We start from the raw sequence: 22,846 nt of genomic DNA, 5'->3' as shown, positions 1-22,846 counted from the left end.
TCAGGAGGGACCGAGCCTCAGCCGTTGAGGCTGAACACGGCGGTGGAGAGGGCGCTGACGACGTAGCGCGTAGAACCTGGCCGTCTTGACCATGACGTCTCCCTTCGTTCCTGCCCCGGTAAGGGCCAGGAACGACTGTCGTCGCGGGGCCTACACGATCGCTACACGGTCACTATCGGCGCAGGTCAGCGGTCTCCATTGCGCGCTGGACCGCGTCGAGGAGGGTGGCGGCTCTACGGTCAGGTGTTCCTTCCAGAACGTGGTTCATGACGTAGCCGAACGCGAGGCCGCTCGCCGGGTCGGCGAAGCCGAGCGATCCCCCCATGCCGGGAAACCCGAAGGCGGTCGGGCTGTACCAGAAGGCGTCGGGTGTCGGCAGGCCGAAACCGGTGCCGATCCGGACGGGTACCCGAAGGATGCGGTCGACACCACTGACCTGCTCCGCGGTCGCCGCCGCCAAGGTCTCGGGGGAGAGAACGCGCTGCCCGTCGACCTCGCCGATCAGCGCGGCGTAGAAGCGGGCCAGCGCGCGAGCCGTGCAGATGCCGTTGGTCGAGGGCATCTCGGCGAACTGCTCGTCGGGGTTGTTGTGGTCCAGTGCGGGCGTGATGATGGTCAACAGGGACCGCACGGTCAACGACGTCGGATCGGTATAGACCGCCATCACCTCGCGCATGGGTTCGGGAAGGGCGTCCAGGTCGATCCGGGCCAGCGCGTCCAGGTCGAGCGGGGTGGCGATGATCCGGCTGACCCGATGCCGCTCGGTTTCCGGCAGCCCGATCCACAGGTCCAGATCGAGCGGTCCGGCGATCTCTTCGGCGAGGAACGTGCCGAGGCTGCGCCCGCTCACCCGGCGGACGACCTCGCCGACCAGCCAGCCGTAGGTGTGCCCGTGGTAGCCATGGTCGGTGCCCGGCTCCCAGGATGGGCGCTGGGCCGCCAGCGCGGTCACCATCGGGTCCCAGGCGATCGCTTCCGCCGGGGTGATCGGGTGGTCGATCGTGGGCAGTCCGGCCTGGTGGGTGAGCAGCCAGCGGACGGGGATGCGGTCTTTGCCGTTCGCCGCGAACTCCGGCCAGTAGTCGGCGACGGGTGCGTCGAGGTCCAGCTCGCCGCGCTGGGCCAGCAGGAGCGCGCAGGCGGCGGTGATGGCCTTGGTGGTGGAATAGACGACCTGCAGGGTGTCGCGCTCCCAGGGACGGCCGGTTTCAGGGTCGGCGATTCCGCCCCACAGGTCGACGACCTTCCGGCCGTGCAGGTAGACGGCCACCGCGGCGCCCACCTCCTGGCGGTCGGCCAGATTGGCGGCGAATGCCGTACGCACTTCTTCGAATCCTGGTGCGGTGCTGCCGCCGATTTCGGGCATGCGTCATCGCCTTCCGGTCTTGTGATGTCGCCGGGAAGTGCTAGCCGCGCCACTTCTCGATGAGCCAGGCGCAGACTTCCGGCTCGGTCATCTCGGGAAACTCTTCGGTGAACGTGAGGAGAGCGCGGAGCGCCTCGCCCCGCTCCAGGCCGCGCGCCGCCGCGTGCCTGAGGTACTCCTGACGTGCGGCGGAAGGACGACCTCCACCGGCGCCGCGGCCGGGCAGGCCGTTGCGCCACCGCACTATTTCCTCCAGTCGATCAGCCCGCCAGCCGGGAGCCCCGTCGATCTCGACGTCAGGCTCGGGAAACGGATGAGTCGAATCGCTCGGATAGCGGGAGCGCCATTTGTGCACCGCGTGCCGGCTCACCCCCAGCGCTTCGGCGATGCCGATACCGCCGAGGTAGTGCTCGGTCATGATGCGCCAACTTCTCTGTCGGAGACGACGATAGAACGGTACGGGAAACATCGTCAACAGCGAAGACGAAGTTTCCGCCCCGCAGCGGCGACGTCGCTCCGGGGCCTGACTATGGCGGCTCCGGAGATGGATGGGAGAACCTTACGCGTACGCTGGTAGGGAAGGTGAGGGACCGTGATGACCACACAACACCGGGACGCCGCGCTTTCCCCCTCAGAGCAGGCGACCATCCGACAACTGCTCGACGCCGACCGTCAAAGAACCGAAACCCGCATCGCCGTGCTGGGCCATGATCGGGACGATATGGTCCAGTCGGCGGCGCAGTCGGCCTCCGACGACGAGCACGACCCTGAGGGGACGTCCACCGCCTTCGAGCGGGCCCACATTGAGGCCCTGCTCGACCAGGCCCAGACGCACCTCGTCGATCTGGACCTGGCCGTCGAGCGGCTGCACGACGGCACGTACGGGATCTGCGCGAAATGCGGGCAGCGCATCGCCATCGAGCGCCTGATGATCCTGCCGGCCGCCAAGATGTGTGTCGGCTGCGCCGCCCACCACCGTCGCTGACCAGCTGGAACCCGAGGAGGACCCTGCCCTTGAAAGCGCGGGGACCGCCGATGAGGGACGGCCCCCGGGCACTGACTAGCCCCCCAGAGGGGGTATTCCTCCAAAGGCCCCCAGCCGCCACGGACCGTCACAGGGATCGAGACGGTCGTGGGACGAACCACCCGGGGGCCTTGGGGGGCACCGCCCTAACGGGTGGTGCAGACGGTTCCGTTGAGGGTGAAGACGCCCGGCAGGACGTTCGGGCCGCTGTAGTTGCCGACGAAGCCGATCGCGGTCGATGCCCCAGCCGGTAGCGAGCCGTTTCCGGGTTCGTTGACGGCCTTGACGTCCGGCCCGTCCTGCGTCCAGGTGGCGTTCCAGCCGCTGCCCAGGCTCTGCCAGGTCCTGGGCCAGGTGAAGGCCAAGGTCCAGCCGTTGATCGGCGCGCCGTTGTTGGTGATGTCGATGGCGCCGACGTAGCCGCTGGCCCAGTCGGACTGGACGGTCAGCCGTACCGTGCAGGAGCTCGAAGCGGGGGTGCCGGTGGTGAAGGTCAGCGGCGGGGAGGCCCACGAGACGCCGCCGCCGGTGTCGCGGGCGATCACGTTGAGCGTGTAGCGGGTTCCCGGCTTGAGGTTGCTCACCGTGAGTGAGGTGCCGGTGGCCTCGCCGAGTTGCTCGCTGATGGCTCCGTTCTGGCGGTGGAGCTCGTACTTGGCTATCGGGCGGGCGCCGGGGGAGGCGGCGGGCCAGGAGATCGTGGCGGCGCGGTCCGTCACGTCGGCGGCGGTCGGCTGCCCCGGCGCGCCCGGACGGCCGGTCTGGGGCGTGGAGGGGTGCAGCACGACGGTGGTCATCGAGAGCGGCGGCAGCGTCTGGCTGGTCGCGCTGCCCGCGGTCGAACCGGTGATGCTCGTGGCGCCGTTGGTGTGGGTCAGTATGGTCGGCGCCGCGGAGGCCGGGCTGAAGCCGGAGTAGCCGATGGTGACGGGGTAGGACGTGTCGGACGAGGTATTGATCAACAGCACGGCCAGGTCGCCGTCGGGGCGGCGGGCGGCGTGCGCGGTGACCTTCGCCTGGCCGGTCGCGGCCCGGACGAACTGGTCGCCGGGACGGGCGAACTTGCTCATCATCTGCAGCGCGTAGTAGGGCGCGAAGGGAGTGTTCAGCGGCGGCTCGCAGACGCTCCCGTCGGAGGTGCACGTAGCGCTGGACAAAAGGCCGAAGTCACCGTAGTCGGTCTGTCCTTCGACCTGCGCGATGTTGCCGATGCCGTTGTGGACGTTCCACCAGTCGACCGTGAACACGCCGTTCGCCAGGAGCGTCGCGTAGGCGTCGGCGGCGGCCAGCGCGCCGGGCTGGGTGGTGGTGCCGGTGCTGCTGGACCCCGTGTTGAACTCGGTCATGGCCATGCCGATCCGCTCAGAACCGGGCCCGGCGTACTTCGCGATCTGCTGGCGGGTGAGTTGGATCATGTCGGGGACGTGGGCGGCCTTGTCGAGGGCGCCGGGGTACCAGTGCAGGATCACGAAGTCGATCTTCGGTCCGGCGATCGAGAGGACGACCTTGTTCCAGGTGCCGTCGTCGCCGTCGGCGACAATGCCGTCGGGCCAGTTGGCGGCCGTGGTCAGCACCGCGCCGATCTTGATGGTGGGGTCGACCGCCTTCATGGCGTCCGCGTACGTCACGACATGGCGGGCGTACTCGGCCGGGCTCTTGTCGGCGTGATCGTCCGCCTCCCAGGCGGCGCCGTAGTGCCCGTTGCCATAGTTCTCGTTGCCGATCTCCCAGTATTTGATGCCGTAGCCCTTGGTGACGTTGGCCTGACGTACCCAGGCCGCGGCCTCGTCGGCGGTGCCGGTGCCGTAGTTGGCGGTCACCATCGCCTGCGCCCCGGTGCGGCGCACACCACTCATGAATGTGTCGAAGTCGGTGTTGGGCGCCACATAGCCACCGGGAGCGGTGTGAGTTGCCCAGTGGTAGATGTCCGAATAGGAGCCGCCGGGATAGCGCAGCAGCTTCACCCCGGCGTCCTTGAGCAGGTCGGCGGTCTGGTTGGTGCCCAGATTGGTGTCCCAGATGGCATGGTTGCTGCCGATGCCGGTCTCTGGGACGGTGGCAAGCGCGGCGCGGGCGTTGACGGTCACCGCGACCGGGGTGACCTCGTCGGCGTGCGCCGCGGGGGCGTTCAGGGCGGTCAGCGTCAGCAGGACGGCGGACGCGGCTCGTAAGGAGAATCTCGGCATCGGTGCACCTCGCCATGGGTAGCGGCATTCACTCGACGCCCCCTCCTGCCAGGAGGCAACATGATCATGAGGTGTGGCGTCATGCCCGTCAACCAACGGTGAAACTTTCATGCCGATCCGCCCGGAGATGCGTGATCCGCCCCCCGGCCATCCGCCGCGAACGACCGCCTCCGCATGCTGATCGCCCCCGCTCAGCGGGCGGGGGCGATCGTGGCGGCGAGGTCAGGAGGGCGGCTCGCTGTCGGTCCAGCCGGCTTCCAGTACGACCTCCGAGTTCCACACGGTGCCGGGTTCGAAGGCGCTCTGGAGGCCGCCGGGCTTGACCACGACGTTCTCTTTGGCCAGGCCCCGCCCGGTCGCCTGGTCGAAGACCAGCCGGTTCTCCACGACACCCAAGCCCTTGGTGTGCTCCTCGATCGCCACGGCCGTACCCTGGCGGCCCTCCGCGTCCGTGACGTTCTCGATGACGTCGACGGTGTCGAGGTCGGCGAGCATCCGGAAGGCGGCGCCGCGTACCTGGGGTGTGACCGGCATGTCGATGATCAACCCTATGCTCACGGTGAAGAGCCAGGGGTCGGCCTCCATCGGGTCGCTGCTGGACCCGGGGCTGTGCCCCTCGTACGAGCGCAGCAGCCACGCCTTGAGCTTGGCCGGGTCGGAGGGCAGGCCGCGCAGGTCCTTCATGGTGACGTTCCGGCCGAGCCAGAACACTTTGTCCCCGTCGACCAGGGGACTGTGGCCGGTGAGTCCCTTTCCGGGAGAGGTCGAGAGGATCATCGGGCGTGGCTTGCCCGGCACCTTGACCGGGATCTTGGCCGGGGAGCCGGCCTGTTTCCACGACTCCTCGTCCGCGGCGGTGACCGGTCGCGCGCCGAGCGACTTGATGCTGCCCCACTGGTCCCCACCGGTGGCGTTGGGCGTCCAACCCTCCTCCCGCTGCCGTTCCATGACCCGGTAGCCGGCGCCCTCGACCGCGAACAGGGTTCGCCGCATGGACACGGTGTGCCAGTAGGCGCCCGTCCCGGCGGGCTGGCGGGCCGCCTTCGCGGCGGCGGTCAGCAGGATGTCCCGAGCCGAGAGCTTCACCTTGGGGGTGGACGACGTGGTCGTCGTGCGGGCCGGAACGGGCGCCTGCGCCGTCGTGCCGCCAGTGCCGGAGACCACCACGGCCACAGCGGTCGCGGCGCCGATGAGGCTGAAACCCCATACCGGCCGCACGTTTCTACGCTTGCGCCGCACCGGCCGCGGCCGGGACATGGCGTACGAGAGCTCCGCGGCCCTGGTGCGTTCGTCGACCGGGGCGTCGCCGAGGTGCGCGGGCCGGGCCGCCCGTAGTTCGTCGATGGGGTTCATGACCACTCCTCACTGAGGTTCTTCACCTGGGGCCGGGACCGTCCCGCCGGTTCCATCGCCTGCTTGAGCCGCTTGCGGGCCCGATGCAGCCGGACGCGGAAAGCGGCCGCCGAGCAGCCGACGACGAGGGCCGCAGCCTTGGGGGACAGGCCCTGCCAGGCGATGAGGATGAGGATCTCCCGGTCGTCCTCCGGCAGCTCGGCCAGCGCGCGCAGCACGCCGAGCCGCTCGGTCACCTGGTCGGCCACGTCGCCCTCGGTCCAGGCCCGCAGCTCCGCGTTCAGCGCCTCCCGCCGGGTCTCCGCGCGGATGTTGTCGCGCAGGACGTTGCGCGCGACTCCGAGCAGCCAGGGCAGGGCCGGCTCCGGTACGTCGTCCAGCCGCCGCCAGGCGACCGCGAACGTCTCGCTCACCACCTCGTCCGCCACCTGCCGGCCCGCGCGACTGACCACGTACGCCCACACGCGTTGTCGGCATTCGTCGTACATGCTGGTGAACCGGTGCGAATCATCCGTCACCGCCTCAACCCCTTAAATCCCGGACATTATTCTTCGGACACCAGGAAGTGGTCTGAGCCCCTTCGTTGTTACGCCAATCCCGAAATATCAGGACGATCTGCCGCCCGGCCAGGAGGCCACCTATACGCTCGGTCGCGACGCAGCCGAGCGCGGAGGATGAGCGTGGACGAACGGATCGAACGAGGCAGGCTGCTGTACGAGCGGGCCGTCTTCGACGGCGATGCCACGGCGCTGGAGACGGCCGACCGGGACCTGGACGCGGTCGAGGCGGATCTCGCCCTGGCCCGCGGCCGGCTCGTTCACGGGCGATTCCTGACCAAGGGCGAGGAGGACCCGAGCGAGCAAGGCCTGTTCGAGCACGCCGCGCGGCTCTACCGAATCCTCGGCGACGTGCGCGGCGAGGGCGAGGCGCTGTTCTGGATCGGCGTCTTCCACCAGGTCGTCCGCCGGGACAACGACGCCGCGGTCCCCATGCTCGAACGCTCCCACGAGCTCGCGGCCCAGGCGGGCGACAAGCTGACCATGTCGTACGCGCTGCGGCACCTGGGCATCGCCGAGCACGTCGCCGGCCGCCTGGGCCCGGCGCGCCGGCGACTGGAGGAGTCGGTACGCCTGCGCCGCGAGCTCGGTTTCCGGCCCGGCGTCGCCGCGAACCTGATCGGCCTGGCCTACATCACCGCCGCGGAAGGCCACCGTGACCAGGCGCTGGAGGTGCTCGACGAGGCGGCCGAGATCGCCGGGGCCACCGGCGCCCACGGCATCCTGCGCTCGGTGGAGGAAGCGCGCCAGGCTCTTTGACAATGCCGCCTACCTGCCAAGATGCAGGCGGCCGAGGCCGAATTCGGGATGGACTCGGACTGATCACTCACAGATGGCCTAGGCTCAGCCGTCATGGGCGATGAAGCGGGCATGAAGTACGACCGCGTCGGCACGATCGCCGACGGTGTGCTCAAGGCGGTCGACGACGTGGTGGAGGGAACCAAGAAGCTGGGTGAGGCGCTCTCGCCGGTCACCTACGTCCCGGTTCCTTCCGTGCCGGGGTTCAACGCCTTCGGCAACACCTCCAAGGCCGTCAGCTGCGGCTCCAGCTACGCCGACACCCTGACCGCCGCCGCCGACGCCTCCGAGTTGCTCGGCGCCCTGCTCGACAGAGACGAGAAGCGCCTGCGCAGGGTGATCCAGGTCTTCAGGACCACGGATCACGAGGAGGCCGACCGCATCTGCGCCGCCTCCGCCAAGTCGCTGGACGTCTACAGCGCCCACGTCCACAGCCACGGTCTGCACGGGAACGACGAGACCGTACGCGCCATGCAGATCGACAAGCTGCACAACTCGATCGACGGCCCCTCCGTGATCGGGGCCGACCTCAACGCGATCACCGAGGACGGCCAGACCGATTCGAAGAAGGCGGGGCCGCAGTCCATCGCCGCCTTCGCCCAGGAGGGCTACACCGTCTACTCGGGCGCGGGCACCCCCGACGGCGCCATCGCCGGCACATCCCCGTCGGGCACGCGCATCGACCACGTGATCGGCTCGCCGAGCGTCGAGTTCGGCGGCCGGCCGCAGCTGGTCGACGGGGGCAGCTCCGACCACGACGGGCAGAAGGTGGACGTGGTCATCCCCGACTGGTGACGCGACCGTCCCCCCAGCAGCGACACCGTCCCCAGCCGCGACACCCAGACGCGACACCGTCCCCAGCCGCGACACCGTCCCCGCCACGCCACATCACGGCGACGCTATCGGGGCTTGAACCTGATCTCCGTCTTGGCCGCCGACCGCCCCTCGCCGTCCTCGATCTCGACGTTGCCCATGCCGGGCGCGTTCCCCGGCAGTGTGATCTTGCTGCCGGGCGCGTCCAGCTTGATGTTCTCGCCGTCGCCCACGCTCTCGATGGCGTCGCCCTGCCGTACGAGGACCGCGTTGCCGAACGGCTGGTGCCAGTTGTCGCCCAGGATCGGGATGGAGTCGCTCGCCTGGTACTTCCTGCTCGCCTCCTCGAACCGCACCTCCCACTTGACGCCGGTCTCCCGCTCAAGGCTGTGCTTGAGGTCGAAGGCGCTGTTCGCCTTGAAGCCCGCGTCGATGTCCTTCTTGAACACCTCCTGGAGGGTCACGACGTCGGCGCCCGAGCCGGCGATCAGCTTGGCCATGCCGGGGATGTCTTCGGGGTCCGTGCCGTTCTTGTCGCGCCAGGCGTTGCCCGCGCCCTGACCCACGTTGAGGTTGAGCATGGTCAGCGTGCGCGGCTTCCACTGCTTGGCGTGCGCGTCGAACTGCTCCTTGTAGTAGGCGAGTTCCTGACGCTTGGCGTCGAGCAGGTCGTCGAGCCGCGTGCGCATCTCGGTGGCGGTGCTGATCGCCGTACTGACCAGGGTGGCCTGCTCGGCGTTCTTCGGGCGGAAGGTCAGGCCGTTCAGGTCCTCGGTCACGGGTACGTGCTTGAGCTTGTCCCACTCGTCGTCGAGCAGGCCCTGGTACGTCTGGAGGACGGAGGCCATGCTGTCGAGCACGCCGCCGACGTTCCCCGCCTGGGCGCCGAACAGCTCCATGTCGCTGGTCAGCCTCTTGCGGTACTTGTTGAAGGCGTCGGCGGAGTCGCCGACCCACTCGTCCTTGTTGAAGACGGCCTGTGCCGCGTCATGGACCTTGCCCTCCGCCGAAGCCGCCTTGGTCTCCAGCGTCCGCCAGGAGTCGGCGATCGTCTCCAAGGTGGACGGCGACGCTTCCAGCCGCCACAGGTGAGAGCTCCGCACCGCAGCCGTCGAGCTCCCCTGACCGTCGGATTCCTGTCCCATGGGCGACCTTTCCTCAGACAAGCGAAGACAAGCGGGCAGCCCACCCCTACACAAGCTCGACAATTCGCGCAACTCAGGGTGCGGTCTCCAGTGACCGCCCTCGTACGCGATCGGCGGTCACATGAGCTCCACCCGCCAGCCGTACGGTCACCGCCAGGCCGCCTTCTGGCCTGCCCACGGCCGTCACCGTGCCGCCGTGCGCGCCGACGATGGCCCGGACGATCGACAGTCCCAGCCCCGCACCGCGCGCCGACCGCACCCGATCGCCCGGCAGCCGGCGGAACGGCTCGAACAGGTCGTCCACCTCGTACGGCGAGACCTGCGGACCGGTGTTCTCCACCACGACCACCGCCTCGTCACCCTCCTGCCGCAGGCGCAGCCACACCTGGCCCCCGTGGACGTTGTACTTGATCGCGTTCTCCACCAGGTTGAACAGGCAGCGCTCCAGGAACAGCGGGTCCCCCGCGGCCACGGCCTGCCGCACATCCTGGTGCACGGTGAGGTGCCGCTTCGTGGACGCGAGCTCGATCTGCTCCAGCACGGTCCGCAGGATCTGCGGCAGCTCCACGGGCTTGCGCTCGGTCAGCTCCTGCTCCGACTGGGCCAGCAGCAGCAACCCCTCGATCAACCGCTCATAACGGGCGTTGGTCCCCAGCAACGCACGAGCCAGCGCCTTCAGATCCGGCGAGGCCGCCGGCTCCTCCAGCGACACCTCCAGAATCGTCCGATTGATCGCCAACGGCGTCCGCAACTCATGCGAAGCATTACCGATGAACCGCCGCTGCGCCTCGAACACCCGATGCAACCGATCCAACATCGCATCGAACGTATCGGCCAACCGCTTGACCTCATCCTGCGGACCCCGCAACCCGATCCGCTCATGCAACGTACTCTCCGACAACCGCCGCGCCGTCTCCGTCACCCGATCCAACGGCCGCAACGCCCGATCAGCCACCAGATAGCCGAGCACGAACGCGATGACCCCGATCACGATCATGATGACGACCGAGGACCGCAGCATGTCGTTCAGCACGGTGGCCGCGCCCTGCTCCACATCGACCCGCACCTGCCGGACGGATGAGCCGGCGTCGGGTGGCGGGTCCTCCGTACTGGAGACCAGGGAGCCGCCGAACTTCGTGACGAACTGCGTGTTCATCGCCCGGGCGGTCAGCAGGTAGGTGACCCAGAGCAGCATCGACCCGGCGACGAAGAACAGCCCGCCGTACAACAAGGCCAGCCGCATGCGCAGCCCGAGCCGGTCCCACGGCCGCAGCCGCGTCACAGCCGGTAGCCCTTGCCGGGGACGTTCTGGACCGCGAGCGGCGCGCCCAGTTTCCTGCGCAGCGACGTGATCGTGACGCGCAGCACGCCGGTGCCCGTGTCGGCGTGCTCGTCCCAGACGCGCCGGCGCAGTTCGGCGGAGGTGACGAGGTCGCCTCCGGCCAGCAGCAGCTGCTCCAGGACGTCGAACTCCTTGCGGTTCAGCGCGACCACCCGCTCGTCCCTGGTCACCGTACGGCGGCCGGGATCGAGCCGGATGCCGGCCCGTTCCAGCGGCTCCGGCACGGCCCGGGACGAGCGGCGGGCCAGTGTCCGGATCCTGGCCACCAGCTCGGCGAACGCGAACGGCTTGACCAGGTAGTCGTCAGCCCCCAGGGACAACCCGTCGACCCGGTCGCGGACCTGTCCCGCGGCGGTCAGCATGAGGATCCGGCTCGAGCTCGCCAGCTCGCCGCAGACGTCGTCGCCGTGCACCTCGGGCAGGTCGCGGTCGAGGACGACGACGTCGTAGTCGACGTACGAGGCCAGGTTCAGCGCCTCCTGCCCGTCGTAGGCCACGTCGACGGCGATCGCGTGCAGCCGCAGGCCGCGCGCGACCGCGTCGGCCAGCTCTTCCTCGTCCTCCACGACAAGCACTCGCATGTGGTCGAGCGTGGCGGGCCGGGTGTTAGCCGCGAATAAGCGCTGTTGTCCGAGCGCTCCGTCACATGTTGATCATGTGCCCCGAGAGGCCGTGGATCGCTTCCTTGACCGCCTCGCCGAGCGTCGGGTGGGCGTGCACGTTGCGCGCGACCTCGTGCACGGTGAGGTCCCACTGCTGGGCCAGCGTCAGCTCGGGCAGCAGCTCCGTCACCTCCGGGCCGATCAGGTGCGCGCCGAGCAGCTCGCCGTGCTGGTCATCGCTGATGATCTTGACGAAGCCGACAGCGTCGCCCAGGCCGTGCGCCTTGCCGTTCGCGGTGAACGGGAACTTGACCACCTTCACGTCATAGCCCAGGTCACGGGCCTGCGCCTCGGTGTAGCCGAAGCTGGCCACCTGCGGCTGGCAGTAGGTGGCCCGCGGGATCATCACGTAGTCGAGCTCCATGGTCTCCGCCTCGCCGATCGTCTCGGCCGCGATGATGCCCATGGACTCGGCGGCGTGCGCCAGCATCAGCTTGGCGGTGACGTCGCCGATGGCGAAGATGTGCGGCACGTTCGTCCGGCACCGGCCGTCGATCGCGATCGCGCCCCGGTCGGTGAGGGCCACACCGGTCTTCTCCAGCCCGTAGCCGTCCACGCGCGGCGCGAAGCCGATGGCCTGCAGCACCTTGTCGGCATCGAGCACCTGCTGCTGCCCGTCACGGGTGACGGTCACCTTGACCGAGGCGCCGGTGTCCTCGATGCCGTCGACGCGGGTGGAGGTGAGCACCTCGATGCCGAGCCGCTTGTAGCGCTTGGCCAGCTCGGCCGAGACCTCCTCGTCCTCCAGCGGGACCATGCGGTCGAGGAACTCCACGATCGTCACCTTGACGCCGTAGTTGTGCAGGACGTACGCGAACTCCACGCCGATCGCGCCGGCGCCCGCGATGATGATGCTGCCGGGGAGCTGATCGGTCATGATCTGCTCCTCGTACGTCACCACCCGCTCCGACAGCGACGTGCCCGGGATCAGCCGGGTGCTGGCCCCGGTGGCGATGATGCAGTTGGCGAAGGTGATCGTCTCGCCGTTCACCTGGATCGTGTTGGCGTCGAGGAACGTGCCGCGGCCGTCGTACTCCGTGATGGCGTTCTTCTTCATCAGGTAGTGGACGCCCTTGACCCGCCCGTCGGCCACCTTGCGGCTGCGCTGGAAGGCGGCGCCGTAGTCGAAGCTGACCTCGCCGCTGATGCCGAAGGTCTTGGCCTCGTTGTGGAAAATGTGCGCGAGCTCGGCGTTGCGCAGCAGTGCCTTGGACGGGATACAGCCCACGTTCAGGCAGACGCCACCCCAGTACTTCTCCTCGATGACCGCTGCGCGCAGCCCGAGCTGGGCGGCGCGGACCGCGGCCGTGTACCCTCCGGGACCCGCGCCGAGAACGACGACGTCATAGTGAGTGCTCATGAGTCGGACCATACCGTCCGCCCAACTCCACCCCTGAACCTCGCCCCTGTGACAAGGACCCGGCCGAGGGCGCCAGGCCGAACCTAGACCTCCACCTTGTACGGCAGCGCCAGCTCGTCCGCCGGAACCCCGCGAATGCCCCAGTTGACCTTGGGCATCTCGATGATCGTGATCTCCACGTCCTCGACAGCGAGCTGAGATCTGTCATAGATCGTCCGGATCAGCGCCCGCTTGGCGTCGTCGCTGCGGCCGGTGAAGCAGACCACCTCGATGATCAGGTAGTTCGGGCCGCGCTGCGGGCACACGAAGTCCTCGTCGTCGAGCAGCAGGAACCGGTGGAATCGCTTGTCCTCTGGCAGCCCCCACGCACTCACCAGGCAGGAGTGCAGCAGGTCCGAGAGCTCCCGCTGCCGCCCGGCCCACACGTCCCGCCGACCATAGATCTTGAGCTGTGCCATGCCAGTCAATATAGGGGGTCGCCGCGATTGGTAGCCTGACCCCTGATGTATCGCCTCGTGTTCACGCAGGTCTTGCGACGTTTCGACGCCGAGGCCGTGCACCATCTGACTGTCAGGGCCCTCGCGCTGCTCTCGGCGCTACCCCTGCTCAAGCGGCTGCTCCATCGAGCGCTCGCGCCGCACGACCCGGTTCTGCGCGTCAGCGCGTTCGGCGTGCACTTCCCCGGACCGCTCGGCCTGGCCGCCGGGTTCGACAAGGACGCCGCCTGCGCCGAGGGCGTCGCCGCCCTGGGCTTCGGCCATGTCGAGGTCGGCACCATCACCGCGCACGCCCAGCCGGGCAACCCCCGGCCCCGGCTGTTCAGGCTGGTGCCGGGACGGGCCATCATCAACCGGATGGGGTTCAACAACGCCGGGGCGGTCGCCGCCGCGCGCCGCCTGCGCCGCACCCGTGGGATCCCGGTCGTGGTCGGGGTCAACATCGGCAAGACCAAGGTGGTGCCCGAGTCCGAGGCCGTCGCCGACTACGTGGCCAGTGCCAAGGAGCTGGCGTCGCTGGCCGACTACCTCGTGGTCAACGTGAGCTCGCCCAACACGCCTGGCCTGCGCGACCTGCAGGCCGTGTCGCTGCTGCGCCCGCTGCTCGCCGCGGTGAAGCTGGTCGCGGACGGCACCCCGCGCCGTACCCCGCTGCTGGTGAAGATCGCGCCCGACCTCGCGGACGAGGACGTCGACGCCGTCGCCGACCTGGCACTGGAGCTGGGACTCGACGGGATCATCGCGACCAACACCACGATCCGGCACGGCGGCGAGACCGGCGGGCTGTCAGGCCGCCCGCTCAAGGCCCGCTCCCTTCAGGTGCTGCGCCGGCTGCGGGCCCGTGTCGGCGACCGGCTCACGCTGGTCTCCGTGGGTGGCGTGGAGGACGTCGACGACGTGTGGGAACGCCTGCTCGCCGGGGCCACCCTGGTCCAGGGCTACACCGGGTGGATCTACGGCGGGCCGTTCTGGGCCGCGCGCATCCACCGGCAGCTGGCGCGCCGCGTCCGCCGCCACGGCCTCACCTCGATCTCCGAAGCCATCGGCCGCACTGCCTGAGACGTGCGGTGTGAGACGCACTGCCTGAGACGCACTGCCTGAGACGCACTGCCTGAGACGCACTGCCTGAGACGCACTGCCTGAGACGCACTGCCTGAGACGCACCGCCTGAGACGCGCGGTGTGAAACGTACGGTGTGAAACGCGTGGCCTGAAAACGGCCACGTCGGGTGATCCTGGCAACGGGACAGCATGCGTTTCCCCGCGTTGCTAGGGTTCCCGGATGCTCGATGATCTGCCTGACATCCCCTCGCGTCTGTGCCGGGACTACCTCGCACTGGCCGATCGCCACGCGCCCGGTCTGGTCGAGGGGCTGTACTTGCAGGGATCGATCGCGCTGGGCGACTACCGGCCACACCTGAGCGACGTCGACTTCGTCGCCGTGACCAGCCGGTCGCCCGACCCAGCGGTCCTTCGTACGATCCACGCCGAGCTGAAACCCACCGGGGCCAAGCCGCACTTCGACGGCCTCTACGTGACCTGGGACGACCTGCGCAAGGACCCGGCACAGGCACCCGACGGCCCGTCGGTGCGCGAATGGCGGCTGACCGAGTCGGGACGGTTCGAGCGGCACCTGGTCACCTGGCACGTACTCGCCCAGAGCGGGGTGTCGGTACGGGGGCCGGCGGCGGCCCAGCTCGGCATCCACACCGACTGGGACACCCTCGCCCGGATGACCAGGGAGAACCTGGCGACGTACTGGACCAGGTGGGTCCAGCGCAGTGCCCGGCGGATCTCCTGGCCGGGCGTGGCCGCGCTCAGCGACTACCAGACCGCGTGGGGAGTGCTCGGCATCGCCCGCCTGCGCCAGACGCTCGCGGTGGGTGAGGTGACGTCGAAATCGGCCGCTGGCGAGTACGCGCTGGAGGCCTTCCACGAGCGCTGGCACCGGATCGTGCGTGAGGCGCTGCGGATCAGGCAGGGCGGCCCCGCGCTCTATCGCAATCCGTTCCGTCGCCGAGCGGACCTCCTGGCCTTCATGACCATGGTCCTGGAGATGTGACCCGCCACTCACACGCTGGGGCCCCCACGTGCTGGGGCCCCCACGTGCTGGGGCCCCCACGTGCTGGGGCCCCAGCACGCGCTGGGGCCGCCGCTCACACGCTGGGCCTGGTCGACTCCGCGTCGTGGGTCATCGAGTCCAGCCGCGCCATGACGTCGGCCACGCGTACGGCGGCCGGCCGGTGGGGCCTGCGCCGCTGCCACGGCTTGGGCCCGTCCAGCGGCCGGTACTCCACCCCGATCGCGTCGAGCCGCCCGAGATGTTCGGACAGGCGGGCCGGGAAGTCGGTCCCCGCCGAGCCGGACCACGCCACCTCCGCCAGGGCGCACGCCCGGGGCCACGCCCGGTAGTCGAGCGTGCGGGGGTCAGGGATGCGCTCGCTCCAGAGCTGGGCCTGCGCCCCGACGACCCGCGACCGCTCCTGCTCGGACCAGTCGTCCGGGGCGGGGGAGAAGGCCGCGACGTCGGCGACCGTGATCGTGTCGCCGATCGCCACGGGCTCGTCGGCCGAGGCCGCCTCCGCGTAGTCGAAGTACAGCGGGAACACCGGCGTCGCGATCACCTCATGGCCCGCCGCGGCGGCCCGGCGGCCGACGCCCATCCCGCGCCACGGCATCACCAGCGTGTCCTGCCGCAACTCGCCGCTGACGAACGCCTCGTCCCACACGACCGCCCGCGCGCCCCGATCGGCGAGCACGTCGGCGAGCCGGCGCAGGAACCACGCCTGCAACTCGCCCATGGACGACAGGCCCAGGGAGTCACGGTAGGCGATGATCTCGGCGGAGGCGGCCCAGTGGTCGAGGACCACCTCGTCGCCGCCGATGTGCACGTATGGGGTCTCGCCGATGGCGCCGATCAACTCGTCGAAGATCGTGGTCAGGAACTCCACCGTGTGCGGCATGGGGGACAGGATGGCCGGCGTGATGCCCCACCGCTCCAGCACCTGGTAGTCCTCATCGGAGGAGCCGAACTCCGGATAGGCGGCCAGGATCGCCTGGGCGTGCCCCGGCACGTCTATCTCAGGCACGACGGTGACGGCGCGGGCGCGCGCGTAGGCGGCGATCTCCGCCAGGTCGTCGAGCGAGTAGTGGCCGCCGTGCGGGATCTCGTCGTAGGCGTCGGGCTCGCGGTAGTAGTTGGTCGCGGTACGCGAGCGGTGCGACGACACCTCGTGCAGCCTCGGGTAGGCCCTGCTCTCCACCCGCCAGCCCTGGTCGTCGACCAGGTGCAGGTGGAGCCGGTTGAGCTTGTGGATCGCCATCAGGTCGACCAGCCGCAGCACCTCCCGCTTGGGGAAGAAGTGCCTGGCCACGTCGAGGTGCAGCCCACGCCACGAGAAGCGGGGAGCGTCCTCGATCCGCACTCCGGGAACGATCCACGCCGCCTCGGCCGCCGGCGCGGAACGGTAGGACGCGTGCGGCAGCAACTGGTGCAGCGACTGTCCCGCGTAGAAGGCGCCCGCCCGGTCACCCGCCGTGATCTCCACTCCGCGCGACCCCACGACCAGCCGGTACGCCTCCGGCCCGAGGGCGGGGTCGTGCCGCAGGTCGACGGCTCCCGCGTCGCCCGGCCGCAGGTCGAGCACCGGCAGCGCCAGGCGTACGGCGTCGACCAGGTCCTCGGGTCCCGAGATGGTCGCGCCCGAGGTCAGCTCGTAGGAGGCGGAGAGATCGCTCAGCAGGTTGGGGCGAGGAATCATGCCTTGAGATAGTGCTGCAATCCGTCGGCGAGCGCCACCGCGATCCGCTGCCTGAATGCGGGATCCTTGAACTTGGCCGCGTCGCCCGCGTTGCGCATGTTGCCGCACTCGATGAAGATCTTCGGCACGGTCGACAGGTTGAGGCCGCCGAGGTCGTTGCGGTAGTCGAGGGCCTTGCTGCCGATGTAGGTGGAGTAGGGCAGGCCGGTGCCCTTCTTGAACGCGTCACGCACGGCCACGCCCAGCCTGCTCGAATCGGCCACGACCGGGTCGACCGGGCCGTTGATCTTCTTCGGCATGATGATGTGGAAGCCGTGGTCGGCGGCCGGGGCGCCGTCCCCATGTACGGAGATCGCGGCGTCGGCCTTGGCCTTGTTGCCGATGGCGGCCCGCTGGGTGATGCACGGCCCGACACTGTTGTTGTCGGTCCTGGTCAGCTTCACCTTGGCGCCGCGGGCCGTCAAGATCTTGACCATGCGGTTGGAGACGTCCCAGCTGAAGGCGGCTTCGGTGTAGTGGCTCGCCGTCTCGGTGCCCGTCGTGTCGCACGGCTTCCACTTGGTCAGCACGTTGACCTTGCGATTGATGGCCGTGGGATTGCGGTAGTTGCCGCCGTTGTGCCCAGGGTCGATGACGATGGTCTTGCCCTCCAGCGGGCCGGCCACCGCTTGGGGCTTGGCATGGGCCTGAGACTTCGCCTGAGTCGGTGCCGACGCCAGGGCCGACGCCGAAGCTGGGGTGGTCACGGCTGCTCGGGCGGCCTGACCTGCCGCGGCGCCACCGCTGTCGGTGCCGCCGCACGCGGTGGCGATCAGGCCGCAGGCGGCGAGGAGTGACGCTGGTAGAGCACGCATACGCTCCAACTTACGTCAAGCGAGGCCCCCACCAGACGCTTATGCGAAGAGCGGCTCCTGTGTGCGGCGCGGCTCCTCACCAGACGTGTTCGCCCACCTCCTGCCGCTCCAGCAGCGCGGCGAGCTCCCGGGCGTCCTCGGCGTCGAGACCGAGGACGACGCGGGGACGGCCCCACGGGTGGTCGAGGGAATGGGCGACGTAGCTGGCCACGGACTCCGCACCGACGTCGCTACCCCTGTCCCGGCCCGCGCGCCACTGCGCCCAGGCACGTTCGAGCTCGGTCGCCGCGCGCTGGGCGCAGGACACCAGTTCCGGATCACGCATGGCTGTCCCCCCGGATCAGATCGTGTCGCATGACCCTGACGAGTAAACCGCCGTGCGGCGCCGCCACCGCACGGGTTGACCCAGCTTTGGCTTTCTCTAAACGGGACCCGTGCTCCGCCGGACGATGAGTTCGGGGGTCACCTGGCGCAGGCGGGCTACTTTCGCGGGGTCTCCGATCCGGTCGCTGAGCAGTGCCGCCGCGGACCGGCCCATGCTACGGCGCGGCTGGTCGACGGAGGTGAGGGAGATGTGGTGCGAGGCGGCCAGATGGGTGTTGTCGTAACCGACCACCGACAGGTCGTCCGGCACCTTCAGGCCCAGTTCCGCCGCGGCCGAGAGGACGCCGAGCGCGACCACGTCGTTGGCGGCGAAGATCGCCGTGGGCCTGGGTTCGCGGCTGAGCAGGGCGAGGGCGGCCTGCCGGCCGTCCTCCTCGGTCGACTCCGCGGCCTCGACCATGATGTAGGGCGCCAGCGAGTGCCTGCGCATCGCCACGAGATAGCCCTCGCAGCGTGAGGAGCGCGGACCCTCGATGTGCGCGATCCGTTTGTGGCCGTGATCGACCAGGTGGTCGATGGCCAGACGGGCGCCGAGCTGGTCGTCGTCGACCACGATGTCGACGCCGTCGAGCTCGATGTCACGTTCCCCTACGACGACCGTCGGCGTGTAGGAGGTCGCCTCGATCAGCGTCTCGCTGGTCGGCGCGATGCCGAGTAACACCAGCCCGTCGACCCTGAGCTCCAGGAAGGCCTCCACGGCCTCGTCCTCGAAGGCCGGATCCCATTGGCTGTTGCCGATCAGCATGCGCAGTCCGTCGCCGTGCAGGCTCTCCTGCAGTCCGTCGAGGAACTCGGCGTAGAACGGGTTGTGCAGGTCGGCGACGAGCGCGCCGACGAGGTGGGTACGGCCTTCGACGAGGCTCCGCGCGACCGCGTTGGGCCGGTAGCCGAGCTCGCGGGCCGCCTGCAGCACGGCTTGCCGCCGGTGCTCGCTCACGTGCGGGGATCCGCGCAGTACGAGCGAGACCAGCGATTTCGAGACGCCGGCTCGCTCGGCGACGTTGCGGATGGTCGGTCGTGGCCGAGGTACCGCGTCTACCTCCCGGAGCTCAGTAATAGTTGAAGTGTTGACGGGTGGTCCTGACATGTGTCTCCCCCGCGATGCGAAGTTGGGCACCTGTCTGACCAAACGATCGAGTTCGCCGCAGGGTACGGCCTCATGTTAGGGAAGGCTGATATTGACCCCTTGGCTACATGTCCGCTATTAGGCACGGCGTCGGATACTGTGCTGTTGTGACACCCGGGAAGTCAGCCGAAGCGGCCCGACCGGCTCGGCGCAGGCTCAGCGTGGATCGCCGTCGCGAGGAGCTCATGGCCGCGGCCCTCGAACTCTTCAGCACACGCGACGCGGAAGACGTCTCGATCGACGACGTGGCCTCGGCCGCCGGCGCTTCGCGGGCACTGGTCTACCACTACTTCGGTGGCAAGCAGGAGCTGTACGTGGCGGCGCTGAAGAGCGCGGCCGACCAGCTGGAGTCGCGACTGCGCCCGCAGGGCGGCGGCAGGCCCCTCGACGAGCTGGCCTCGGGGCTCGGGCGCTACTTCGACTTCGTCGAGGAGCACGCGGCCGGTTTCGCGGCGCTGCTGCGCGGCGGCCCCGCCAACCGGGCGGGGGAGGTCGGGGAGATCGTCGACGGTGTGCGGCAACGGCTCTTCCGGCTCATCCAGCGGCAGATGCGGGTCGAGCGGCCGAGCCCGGTGCTGCGTACGACGCTGAGATCGTGGATCGCGTCGGTGGAGACCGCCGGCCTCGACTGGCTGGAACACCGCGACATCGAGCGTCCGACGCTGGAGAAGATGCTCGTGGACCAGATGGTCTCACTACTCAGAGTAGCCGCCGGCTATGACCCGGAGGTCAACCGGCTGCTGGATCTGCTGACCGAGGAACAACTGGCCTAGGTCTGCTCAGATCCCTTCGGGAAGGATGGCGCCGGGCGGGCGGCGCCAGCTCCCCATTACGACATGACGTCGTCACCAGGGTGGACCGGGCTGTCCAGCACGGCCCACCGTTCAACCCCCCTGAGGTTCGTGACGACCTCGGCACTACTCCGAGCGCTGCTGCGGAATCCCCGCCAGCAGTGCGCGGACCTCGGTCTCCCGGTAACGCCGGTGACCGCCGAGGGTACGAATCGACGTCAACTTGCCTGCCTTCGCCCACCGGGTAACGGTCTTGGGGTCGACCCTGAACATGGTCGCGACCTCGGCGGGCGTGAGCAGCGGCTCGGCCTCGGGTGTACGAGCTGACATTTGTGCGGCCTCTCCTCCGTGTGGACCGGCTCAGCGATCCTGTGACTCCCTTTGCGCGTGTCACGGATGTCCCCCTATAGCCCAGAGCGTGCGGCTTTTCTGAGCCATATGCGGCATCACCCGAAGTGACCATACCGCCACGCAGAGCGATTTGCGAGCCCTTCTTTGACTCAACTGCCCGCCCACATGGCGATGTCACGCTCGGTGATTCTAGCGACACGTTTCGTGGTATCGCAGTGAAAACGGCAAACTACTCAGTTCGCAGAAGAGAGCAGCCGCGAGTCATGACCTACTTATGCAGGTCAGACGGTTGCATTGGGGTTCAGTTGGCAGATTCCAGAAGTTGCATTGACTTCCAGCGCAGGATCACCCTCTGATACATGGCGTAGGCAAGCTCTTCTTGACCCGTGTCCAAGCCCGTGAGGGCCGCTGAGAGCTCCGCGACGGACTGATCCGCTTGCAGAGCGTCATCGTTCATGAGGCGCACCAGACCGCCGTAGTCGAGCTCGACCAGCGAGTGCGGATGGAACTCCTCCAGCCACCTGGCCACGTCCTCCACGTCCAGGTTGGCCGCCACATCGCCCAGGTGCCTGCGCAGCACCTGCAGCGCTCGCGCGGAGCGCCTCCTGGCCTGGGCCATGGAGGTGACGTAGATGAGGTTGCGTCCCGTCGTGGTGGTCACGTCCTGTCCCGGCGTCGAGGAGCCGAGCACCAGCCAGCGCTCGTTGCCGTCGAAGGGCACGAACCACGCGGGTGGCACGTGCCACGCCGTCGTGCGGATGTGGGTGCGGAGCGCGGCGGAGTCGCCCGTGCGCTTGTAGCGGTCGAAGTCGTCGGCGGTCTGCTCGGCGATCGCCTTGGGCACGAAGCGGTCCATGAGCTTCGCAGGTGTACTGCCACGCAGCCTTGAGAAGGCCAGCCACGAGCGCAGCCGGGTCTGCCACGGACACACATAGAGACGGTCCTCAACGCGCCGCAGATAGGCGTTGGGGCTCTCCTGTGCGGGTGCCGGGTGGGGCGGCATGCCGAGCAGGCGCCTGACGGCCTCGGAGTGCTCGGCGTTGAGCGCGGTGGCCCGGCGGGGACGATCACGCGATTCGGCGTACTCGGCCCAGACCTTGCGCTCGGACTCGGCGAACGCGGTCAGCGGCTCGTAGACCCGGAGGTAAGCGGCATAGGGCAGCACGGAGGCATCGTGTCATGAAGACAACCTGCTCGCATCGTCGCGCTACTACGCTGATAGACGAGATCCGTCGCAACGGGGCGGCGGACACGGGACAGGGAGTCACTACCGTGACCGATGTCTTCGGCTCGTCCCACAAGGACGTCCATGAGCAGGTCGTGTTCTGCGCCGACGAGCAGAGCGGCCTGCGAGCCATCATCGCCATCCACAACACCGCGCTCGGGCCGGCCCTGGGAGGCACCAGGTTCTATCCGTACGCGGGCGAGCAGGCGGCTCTGGCCGACGTGCTCAACCTGGCCAAGGGCATGGCCTACAAGAACGCGCTGGCCGGTCTCGACCATGGCGGCGGCAAGGCCGTCATCATCGGCGACCCGCGCCGCGACAAGAGCGAGGCGCTGCTGCGCGCCTACGGCCGCTTCGTCGAGTCGCTCGGCGGGCGCTACATCACCGCCTGTGACGTGGGCACCTACAGCGAGGACATGGATGTCATCGCCCGGGAGTCACGCTCCGTGATCGGCCGCACGCTGGCGCACGGCGGCGCGGGCGACTCCTCGATCCTCACCGCCTTCGGTGTCTTCCAGGGCATGCGCGCCTCGGCCGAGCGCGTCTACGGCTCGCCGTCGCTGCGCGGCAAGCGGGTCGGCGTCGAGGGCGTCGGCAAGGTCGGCCACCGGCTGGTCGACCTGCTGCGCGATGACGGTGCCGACGTGGTCCTGTGCGACGTCGATCCCAAGGCGGTCGAGCGCGTACGACAGCGCCATCCCGAGGTCGACGTCGTGGGCGACGCGGTGGCGCTCACCGGGGCGGACATCGACGTGTTCGCGCCCTGCGCGCTGGGCGGAGCCCTCGACGACCACTCGGCGGCCAGGCTCCGCGCCAAGATCGTCTGTGGCGCGGCCAACAACCAGCTCGCCCATCCGGGCGTGGAGAAGCAGCTCGCGGAGCGCGGCATCCTCTACGCGCCCGACTACGTGGTCAACTCGGGCGGCGTAATCCAGGTCGCCGACGAGCTCGAAGGCTTCAACATGGAGCGTGCCAGAGCCAAGGCGACCCAGATCTACGACACGACTCTGAAGATCTTCGGGATCGCGGCCGACGAGGGCGTCCCTCCGGCGGTCGCAGCAGATAGGCTGGCCGAGCGCAGAATGTCGGAAGTCGGGCGTATTAGGGGCATTTGGCTGGGCCACTGACGCCCCGCGCCCATACGACGTACCGAGCTGGGCACAAAACAGGTACGGTAATAGGCGAACGATAGGCTGACGCCCAAAGTCAGGCGGCGTCAGTGTGTGGTGCGTTAGCGACGAGGGGTCGGGGA

General features: G+C 69.0%; 23 protein-coding genes. 7 read left to right on the top strand and 16 right to left on the bottom strand.

The features are described from left to right. Positions 1-172: 172 nt before the first annotated feature. Positions 173-1,366, bottom strand: a complete 1,194-nt coding sequence (locus AB0H88_RS35285; protein ID WP_357652234.1) for a serine hydrolase domain-containing protein — start codon at positions 1,364-1,366, stop codon at positions 173-175. A gap of 40 nt (positions 1,367-1,406) precedes the next feature. Continuing rightward, the gene (locus tag AB0H88_RS35280; protein WP_357652232.1) at positions 1,407-1,784 is read right to left on the bottom strand and encodes a hypothetical protein; all 378 of its coding nucleotides are present in this window, start codon (positions 1,782-1,784) and stop codon (positions 1,407-1,409) included. Between the two features lie 177 nt (positions 1,785-1,961). Between AB0H88_RS35280 and AB0H88_RS35275 the strand changes: the two genes are divergently transcribed. Continuing rightward, the gene (locus tag AB0H88_RS35275) at positions 1,962-2,351 is read left to right on the top strand and encodes a TraR/DksA C4-type zinc finger protein (RefSeq protein WP_357652564.1); all 390 of its coding nucleotides are present in this window, start codon (positions 1,962-1,964) and stop codon (positions 2,349-2,351) included. Positions 2,352-2,536: 185 nt separating this feature from the next. Here the strand turns inward: AB0H88_RS35275 and AB0H88_RS35270 are convergent, their stop codons facing one another. The 3 genes from AB0H88_RS35270 to AB0H88_RS35260 all read right to left on the bottom strand — a co-directional run bounded on the left by AB0H88_RS35270 (position 2,537) and on the right by AB0H88_RS35260 (position 6,447). Next, positions 2,537-4,576 (bottom strand): cellulose binding domain-containing protein, encoded by a 2,040-nt coding sequence (locus tag AB0H88_RS35270; protein ID WP_357652230.1) that lies wholly within the window; start codon positions 4,574-4,576, stop codon positions 2,537-2,539. 222 nt (positions 4,577-4,798) lie between these two features. After that, positions 4,799-5,929 carry a CU044_5270 family protein gene (locus AB0H88_RS35265; RefSeq protein WP_357652228.1) on the bottom strand — a complete coding sequence of 377 codons (1,131 nt, stop codon included), beginning with the start codon at positions 5,927-5,929 and terminating at the stop codon, positions 4,799-4,801. Next, on the bottom strand, positions 5,926-6,447 hold the full coding sequence (locus tag AB0H88_RS35260; protein ID WP_357652226.1) for a sigma-70 family RNA polymerase sigma factor: 522 nt from the start codon (positions 6,445-6,447) through the stop codon (positions 5,926-5,928). Before AB0H88_RS35260 ends, AB0H88_RS35265 begins: the two co-directional genes overlap by 4 nt. A 162-nt stretch (positions 6,448-6,609) precedes the next feature. On the opposite strand from AB0H88_RS35260, the gene AB0H88_RS35255 reads away from it, so the two are divergent. Both AB0H88_RS35255 and AB0H88_RS35250 read left to right on the top strand, forming a co-directional pair. Continuing rightward, positions 6,610-7,245 (top strand): hypothetical protein, encoded by a 636-nt coding sequence (locus AB0H88_RS35255; RefSeq protein WP_357652224.1) that lies wholly within the window; start codon positions 6,610-6,612, stop codon positions 7,243-7,245. A gap of 93 nt (positions 7,246-7,338) precedes the next feature. Next, positions 7,339-8,079, top strand: a complete 741-nt coding sequence (locus AB0H88_RS35250; RefSeq protein ID WP_357652223.1) for an endonuclease/exonuclease/phosphatase family protein — start codon at positions 7,339-7,341, stop codon at positions 8,077-8,079. A 104-nt stretch (positions 8,080-8,183) separates the two neighbouring features. Here the strand turns inward: AB0H88_RS35250 and AB0H88_RS35245 are convergent, their stop codons facing one another. The 5 genes from AB0H88_RS35245 to AB0H88_RS35225 all read right to left on the bottom strand — a co-directional run bounded on the left by AB0H88_RS35245 (position 8,184) and on the right by AB0H88_RS35225 (position 13,064). Continuing rightward, a complete protein-coding gene (locus tag AB0H88_RS35245; protein ID WP_357652221.1) occupies positions 8,184-9,242 on the bottom strand; it encodes a hypothetical protein in 1,059 nt (352 codons plus the stop codon). A gap of 73 nt (positions 9,243-9,315) precedes the next feature. Next, positions 9,316-10,524: a HAMP domain-containing sensor histidine kinase gene (locus AB0H88_RS35240; RefSeq protein ID WP_357652219.1), complete on the bottom strand. Its 1,209-nt coding sequence runs from the start codon at positions 10,522-10,524 to the stop codon at positions 9,316-9,318. Beyond that, positions 10,521-11,165, bottom strand: a complete 645-nt coding sequence (locus AB0H88_RS35235; RefSeq protein ID WP_357652217.1) for a response regulator transcription factor — start codon at positions 11,163-11,165, stop codon at positions 10,521-10,523. The genes AB0H88_RS35240 and AB0H88_RS35235 overlap by 4 nt, the downstream gene beginning before the upstream one ends. A 61-nt stretch (positions 11,166-11,226) precedes the next feature. Further along, entirely contained in the window at positions 11,227-12,606 is a 1,380-nt protein-coding gene (lpdA, locus tag AB0H88_RS35230) for a dihydrolipoyl dehydrogenase (protein ID WP_357652215.1), read from the bottom strand. Positions 12,607-12,689: 83 nt separating this feature from the next. Beyond that, positions 12,690-13,064, bottom strand: coding sequence for a tautomerase family protein (locus AB0H88_RS35225; RefSeq protein WP_357652213.1), 375 nt, complete (start codon positions 13,062-13,064; stop codon positions 12,690-12,692). A gap of 45 nt (positions 13,065-13,109) precedes the next feature. Here AB0H88_RS35225 and AB0H88_RS35220 point away from each other — a divergent pair, with 45 nt between their 5' ends. Together AB0H88_RS35220 and AB0H88_RS35215 are read left to right on the top strand one after the other, a co-directional pair. After that, positions 13,110-14,162: a quinone-dependent dihydroorotate dehydrogenase gene (locus AB0H88_RS35220; protein WP_357652211.1), complete on the top strand. Its 1,053-nt coding sequence runs from the start codon at positions 13,110-13,112 to the stop codon at positions 14,160-14,162. A 222-nt stretch (positions 14,163-14,384) separates the two neighbouring features. Then, entirely contained in the window at positions 14,385-15,164 is a 780-nt protein-coding gene (locus tag AB0H88_RS35215; RefSeq protein WP_357652209.1) for an aminoglycoside adenylyltransferase domain-containing protein, read from the top strand. Positions 15,165-15,258: 94 nt separating this feature from the next. Here the strand turns inward: AB0H88_RS35215 and AB0H88_RS35210 are convergent, their stop codons facing one another. From AB0H88_RS35210 to AB0H88_RS35195, 4 genes are all read right to left on the bottom strand, one after another. Then, a complete protein-coding gene (locus AB0H88_RS35210; protein WP_357652207.1) occupies positions 15,259-16,863 on the bottom strand; it encodes a beta-N-acetylhexosaminidase in 1,605 nt (534 codons plus the stop codon). Then, positions 16,860-17,717 (bottom strand): N-acetylmuramoyl-L-alanine amidase, encoded by an 858-nt coding sequence (locus tag AB0H88_RS35205; protein ID WP_357652205.1) that lies wholly within the window; start codon positions 17,715-17,717, stop codon positions 16,860-16,862. Before AB0H88_RS35205 ends, AB0H88_RS35210 begins: the two co-directional genes overlap by 4 nt. Before the next feature lie 76 nt (positions 17,718-17,793). Next, positions 17,794-18,042, bottom strand: coding sequence for a hypothetical protein (locus AB0H88_RS35200; RefSeq protein ID WP_357652203.1), 249 nt, complete (start codon positions 18,040-18,042; stop codon positions 17,794-17,796). A 96-nt stretch (positions 18,043-18,138) separates the two neighbouring features. After that, positions 18,139-19,110: a LacI family DNA-binding transcriptional regulator gene (locus tag AB0H88_RS35195; protein WP_357652562.1), complete on the bottom strand. Its 972-nt coding sequence runs from the start codon at positions 19,108-19,110 to the stop codon at positions 18,139-18,141. A 278-nt stretch (positions 19,111-19,388) separates the two neighbouring features. On the opposite strand from AB0H88_RS35195, the gene AB0H88_RS35190 reads away from it, so the two are divergent. Beyond that, on the top strand, positions 19,389-20,000 hold the full coding sequence (locus tag AB0H88_RS35190; protein WP_357652202.1) for a TetR/AcrR family transcriptional regulator: 612 nt from the start codon (positions 19,389-19,391) through the stop codon (positions 19,998-20,000). Positions 20,001-20,144: 144 nt separating this feature from the next. On the opposite strand, the gene bldC is transcribed toward AB0H88_RS35190, so the two are convergent. Both bldC and AB0H88_RS35180 read right to left on the bottom strand, forming a co-directional pair. Then, the gene (gene bldC, locus AB0H88_RS35185; RefSeq protein ID WP_013133571.1) at positions 20,145-20,348 is read right to left on the bottom strand and encodes a developmental transcriptional regulator BldC; all 204 of its coding nucleotides are present in this window, start codon (positions 20,346-20,348) and stop codon (positions 20,145-20,147) included. 322 nt (positions 20,349-20,670) lie between these two features. Continuing rightward, positions 20,671-21,534 carry a hypothetical protein gene (locus AB0H88_RS35180; RefSeq protein WP_357652200.1) on the bottom strand — a complete coding sequence of 288 codons (864 nt, stop codon included), beginning with the start codon at positions 21,532-21,534 and terminating at the stop codon, positions 20,671-20,673. A gap of 107 nt (positions 21,535-21,641) precedes the next feature. Here AB0H88_RS35180 and AB0H88_RS35175 point away from each other — a divergent pair, with 107 nt between their 5' ends. Continuing rightward, positions 21,642-22,721, top strand: coding sequence for a Glu/Leu/Phe/Val dehydrogenase dimerization domain-containing protein (locus AB0H88_RS35175; RefSeq protein WP_357652198.1), 1,080 nt, complete (start codon positions 21,642-21,644; stop codon positions 22,719-22,721). Positions 22,722-22,846 lie beyond the last annotated feature (125 nt).

This window comes from Nonomuraea sp. NPDC050680 (assembly GCF_040654555.1).
Lineage (GTDB): Bacteria > Actinomycetota > Actinomycetes > Streptosporangiales > Streptosporangiaceae > Nonomuraea.
Note: the sequence above shows the minus strand (reverse complement) of the source record. Positions and strands in the feature narration are given on the sequence as shown.

Coding starts and splice junctions, on each gene's coding strand:
- AB0H88_RS35225 (WP_357652213.1), bottom strand. CDS start 13,064: ATGGCACAGCTCAAGATCTATGGTCGGCGGGACGTGTGGGCCGGGCGG.
- bldC (WP_013133571.1), bottom strand. CDS start 20,348: ATGTCAGCTCGTACACCCGAGGCCGAGCCGCTGCTCACGCCCGCCGAG.
- AB0H88_RS35200 (WP_357652203.1), bottom strand. CDS start 18,042: ATGCGTGATCCGGAACTGGTGTCCTGCGCCCAGCGCGCGGCGACCGAG.
- AB0H88_RS35245 (WP_357652221.1), bottom strand. CDS start 9,242: ATGGGACAGGAATCCGACGGTCAGGGGAGCTCGACGGCTGCGGTGCGG.
- AB0H88_RS35265 (WP_357652228.1), bottom strand. CDS start 5,929: ATGAACCCCATCGACGAACTACGGGCGGCCCGGCCCGCGCACCTCGGC.
- AB0H88_RS35250 (WP_357652223.1), top strand. CDS start 7,339: ATGGGCGATGAAGCGGGCATGAAGTACGACCGCGTCGGCACGATCGCC.
- AB0H88_RS35270 (WP_357652230.1), bottom strand. CDS start 4,576: ATGCCGAGATTCTCCTTACGAGCCGCGTCCGCCGTCCTGCTGACGCTG.
- AB0H88_RS35205 (WP_357652205.1), bottom strand. CDS start 17,717: ATGCGTGCTCTACCAGCGTCACTCCTCGCCGCCTGCGGCCTGATCGCC.
- AB0H88_RS35210 (WP_357652207.1), bottom strand. CDS start 16,863: ATGATTCCTCGCCCCAACCTGCTGAGCGATCTCTCCGCCTCCTACGAG.
- lpdA (WP_357652215.1), bottom strand. CDS start 12,606: ATGAGCACTCACTATGACGTCGTCGTTCTCGGCGCGGGTCCCGGAGGG.
- AB0H88_RS35285 (WP_357652234.1), bottom strand. CDS start 1,366: ATGCCCGAAATCGGCGGCAGCACCGCACCAGGATTCGAAGAAGTGCGT.
- AB0H88_RS35280 (WP_357652232.1), bottom strand. CDS start 1,784: ATGACCGAGCACTACCTCGGCGGTATCGGCATCGCCGAAGCGCTGGGG.
- AB0H88_RS35275 (WP_357652564.1), top strand. CDS start 1,962: ATGACCACACAACACCGGGACGCCGCGCTTTCCCCCTCAGAGCAGGCG.
- AB0H88_RS35235 (WP_357652217.1), bottom strand. CDS start 11,165: ATGCGAGTGCTTGTCGTGGAGGACGAGGAAGAGCTGGCCGACGCGGTC.
- AB0H88_RS35215 (WP_357652209.1), top strand. CDS start 14,385: ATGCTCGATGATCTGCCTGACATCCCCTCGCGTCTGTGCCGGGACTAC.
- AB0H88_RS35220 (WP_357652211.1), top strand. CDS start 13,110: ATGTATCGCCTCGTGTTCACGCAGGTCTTGCGACGTTTCGACGCCGAG.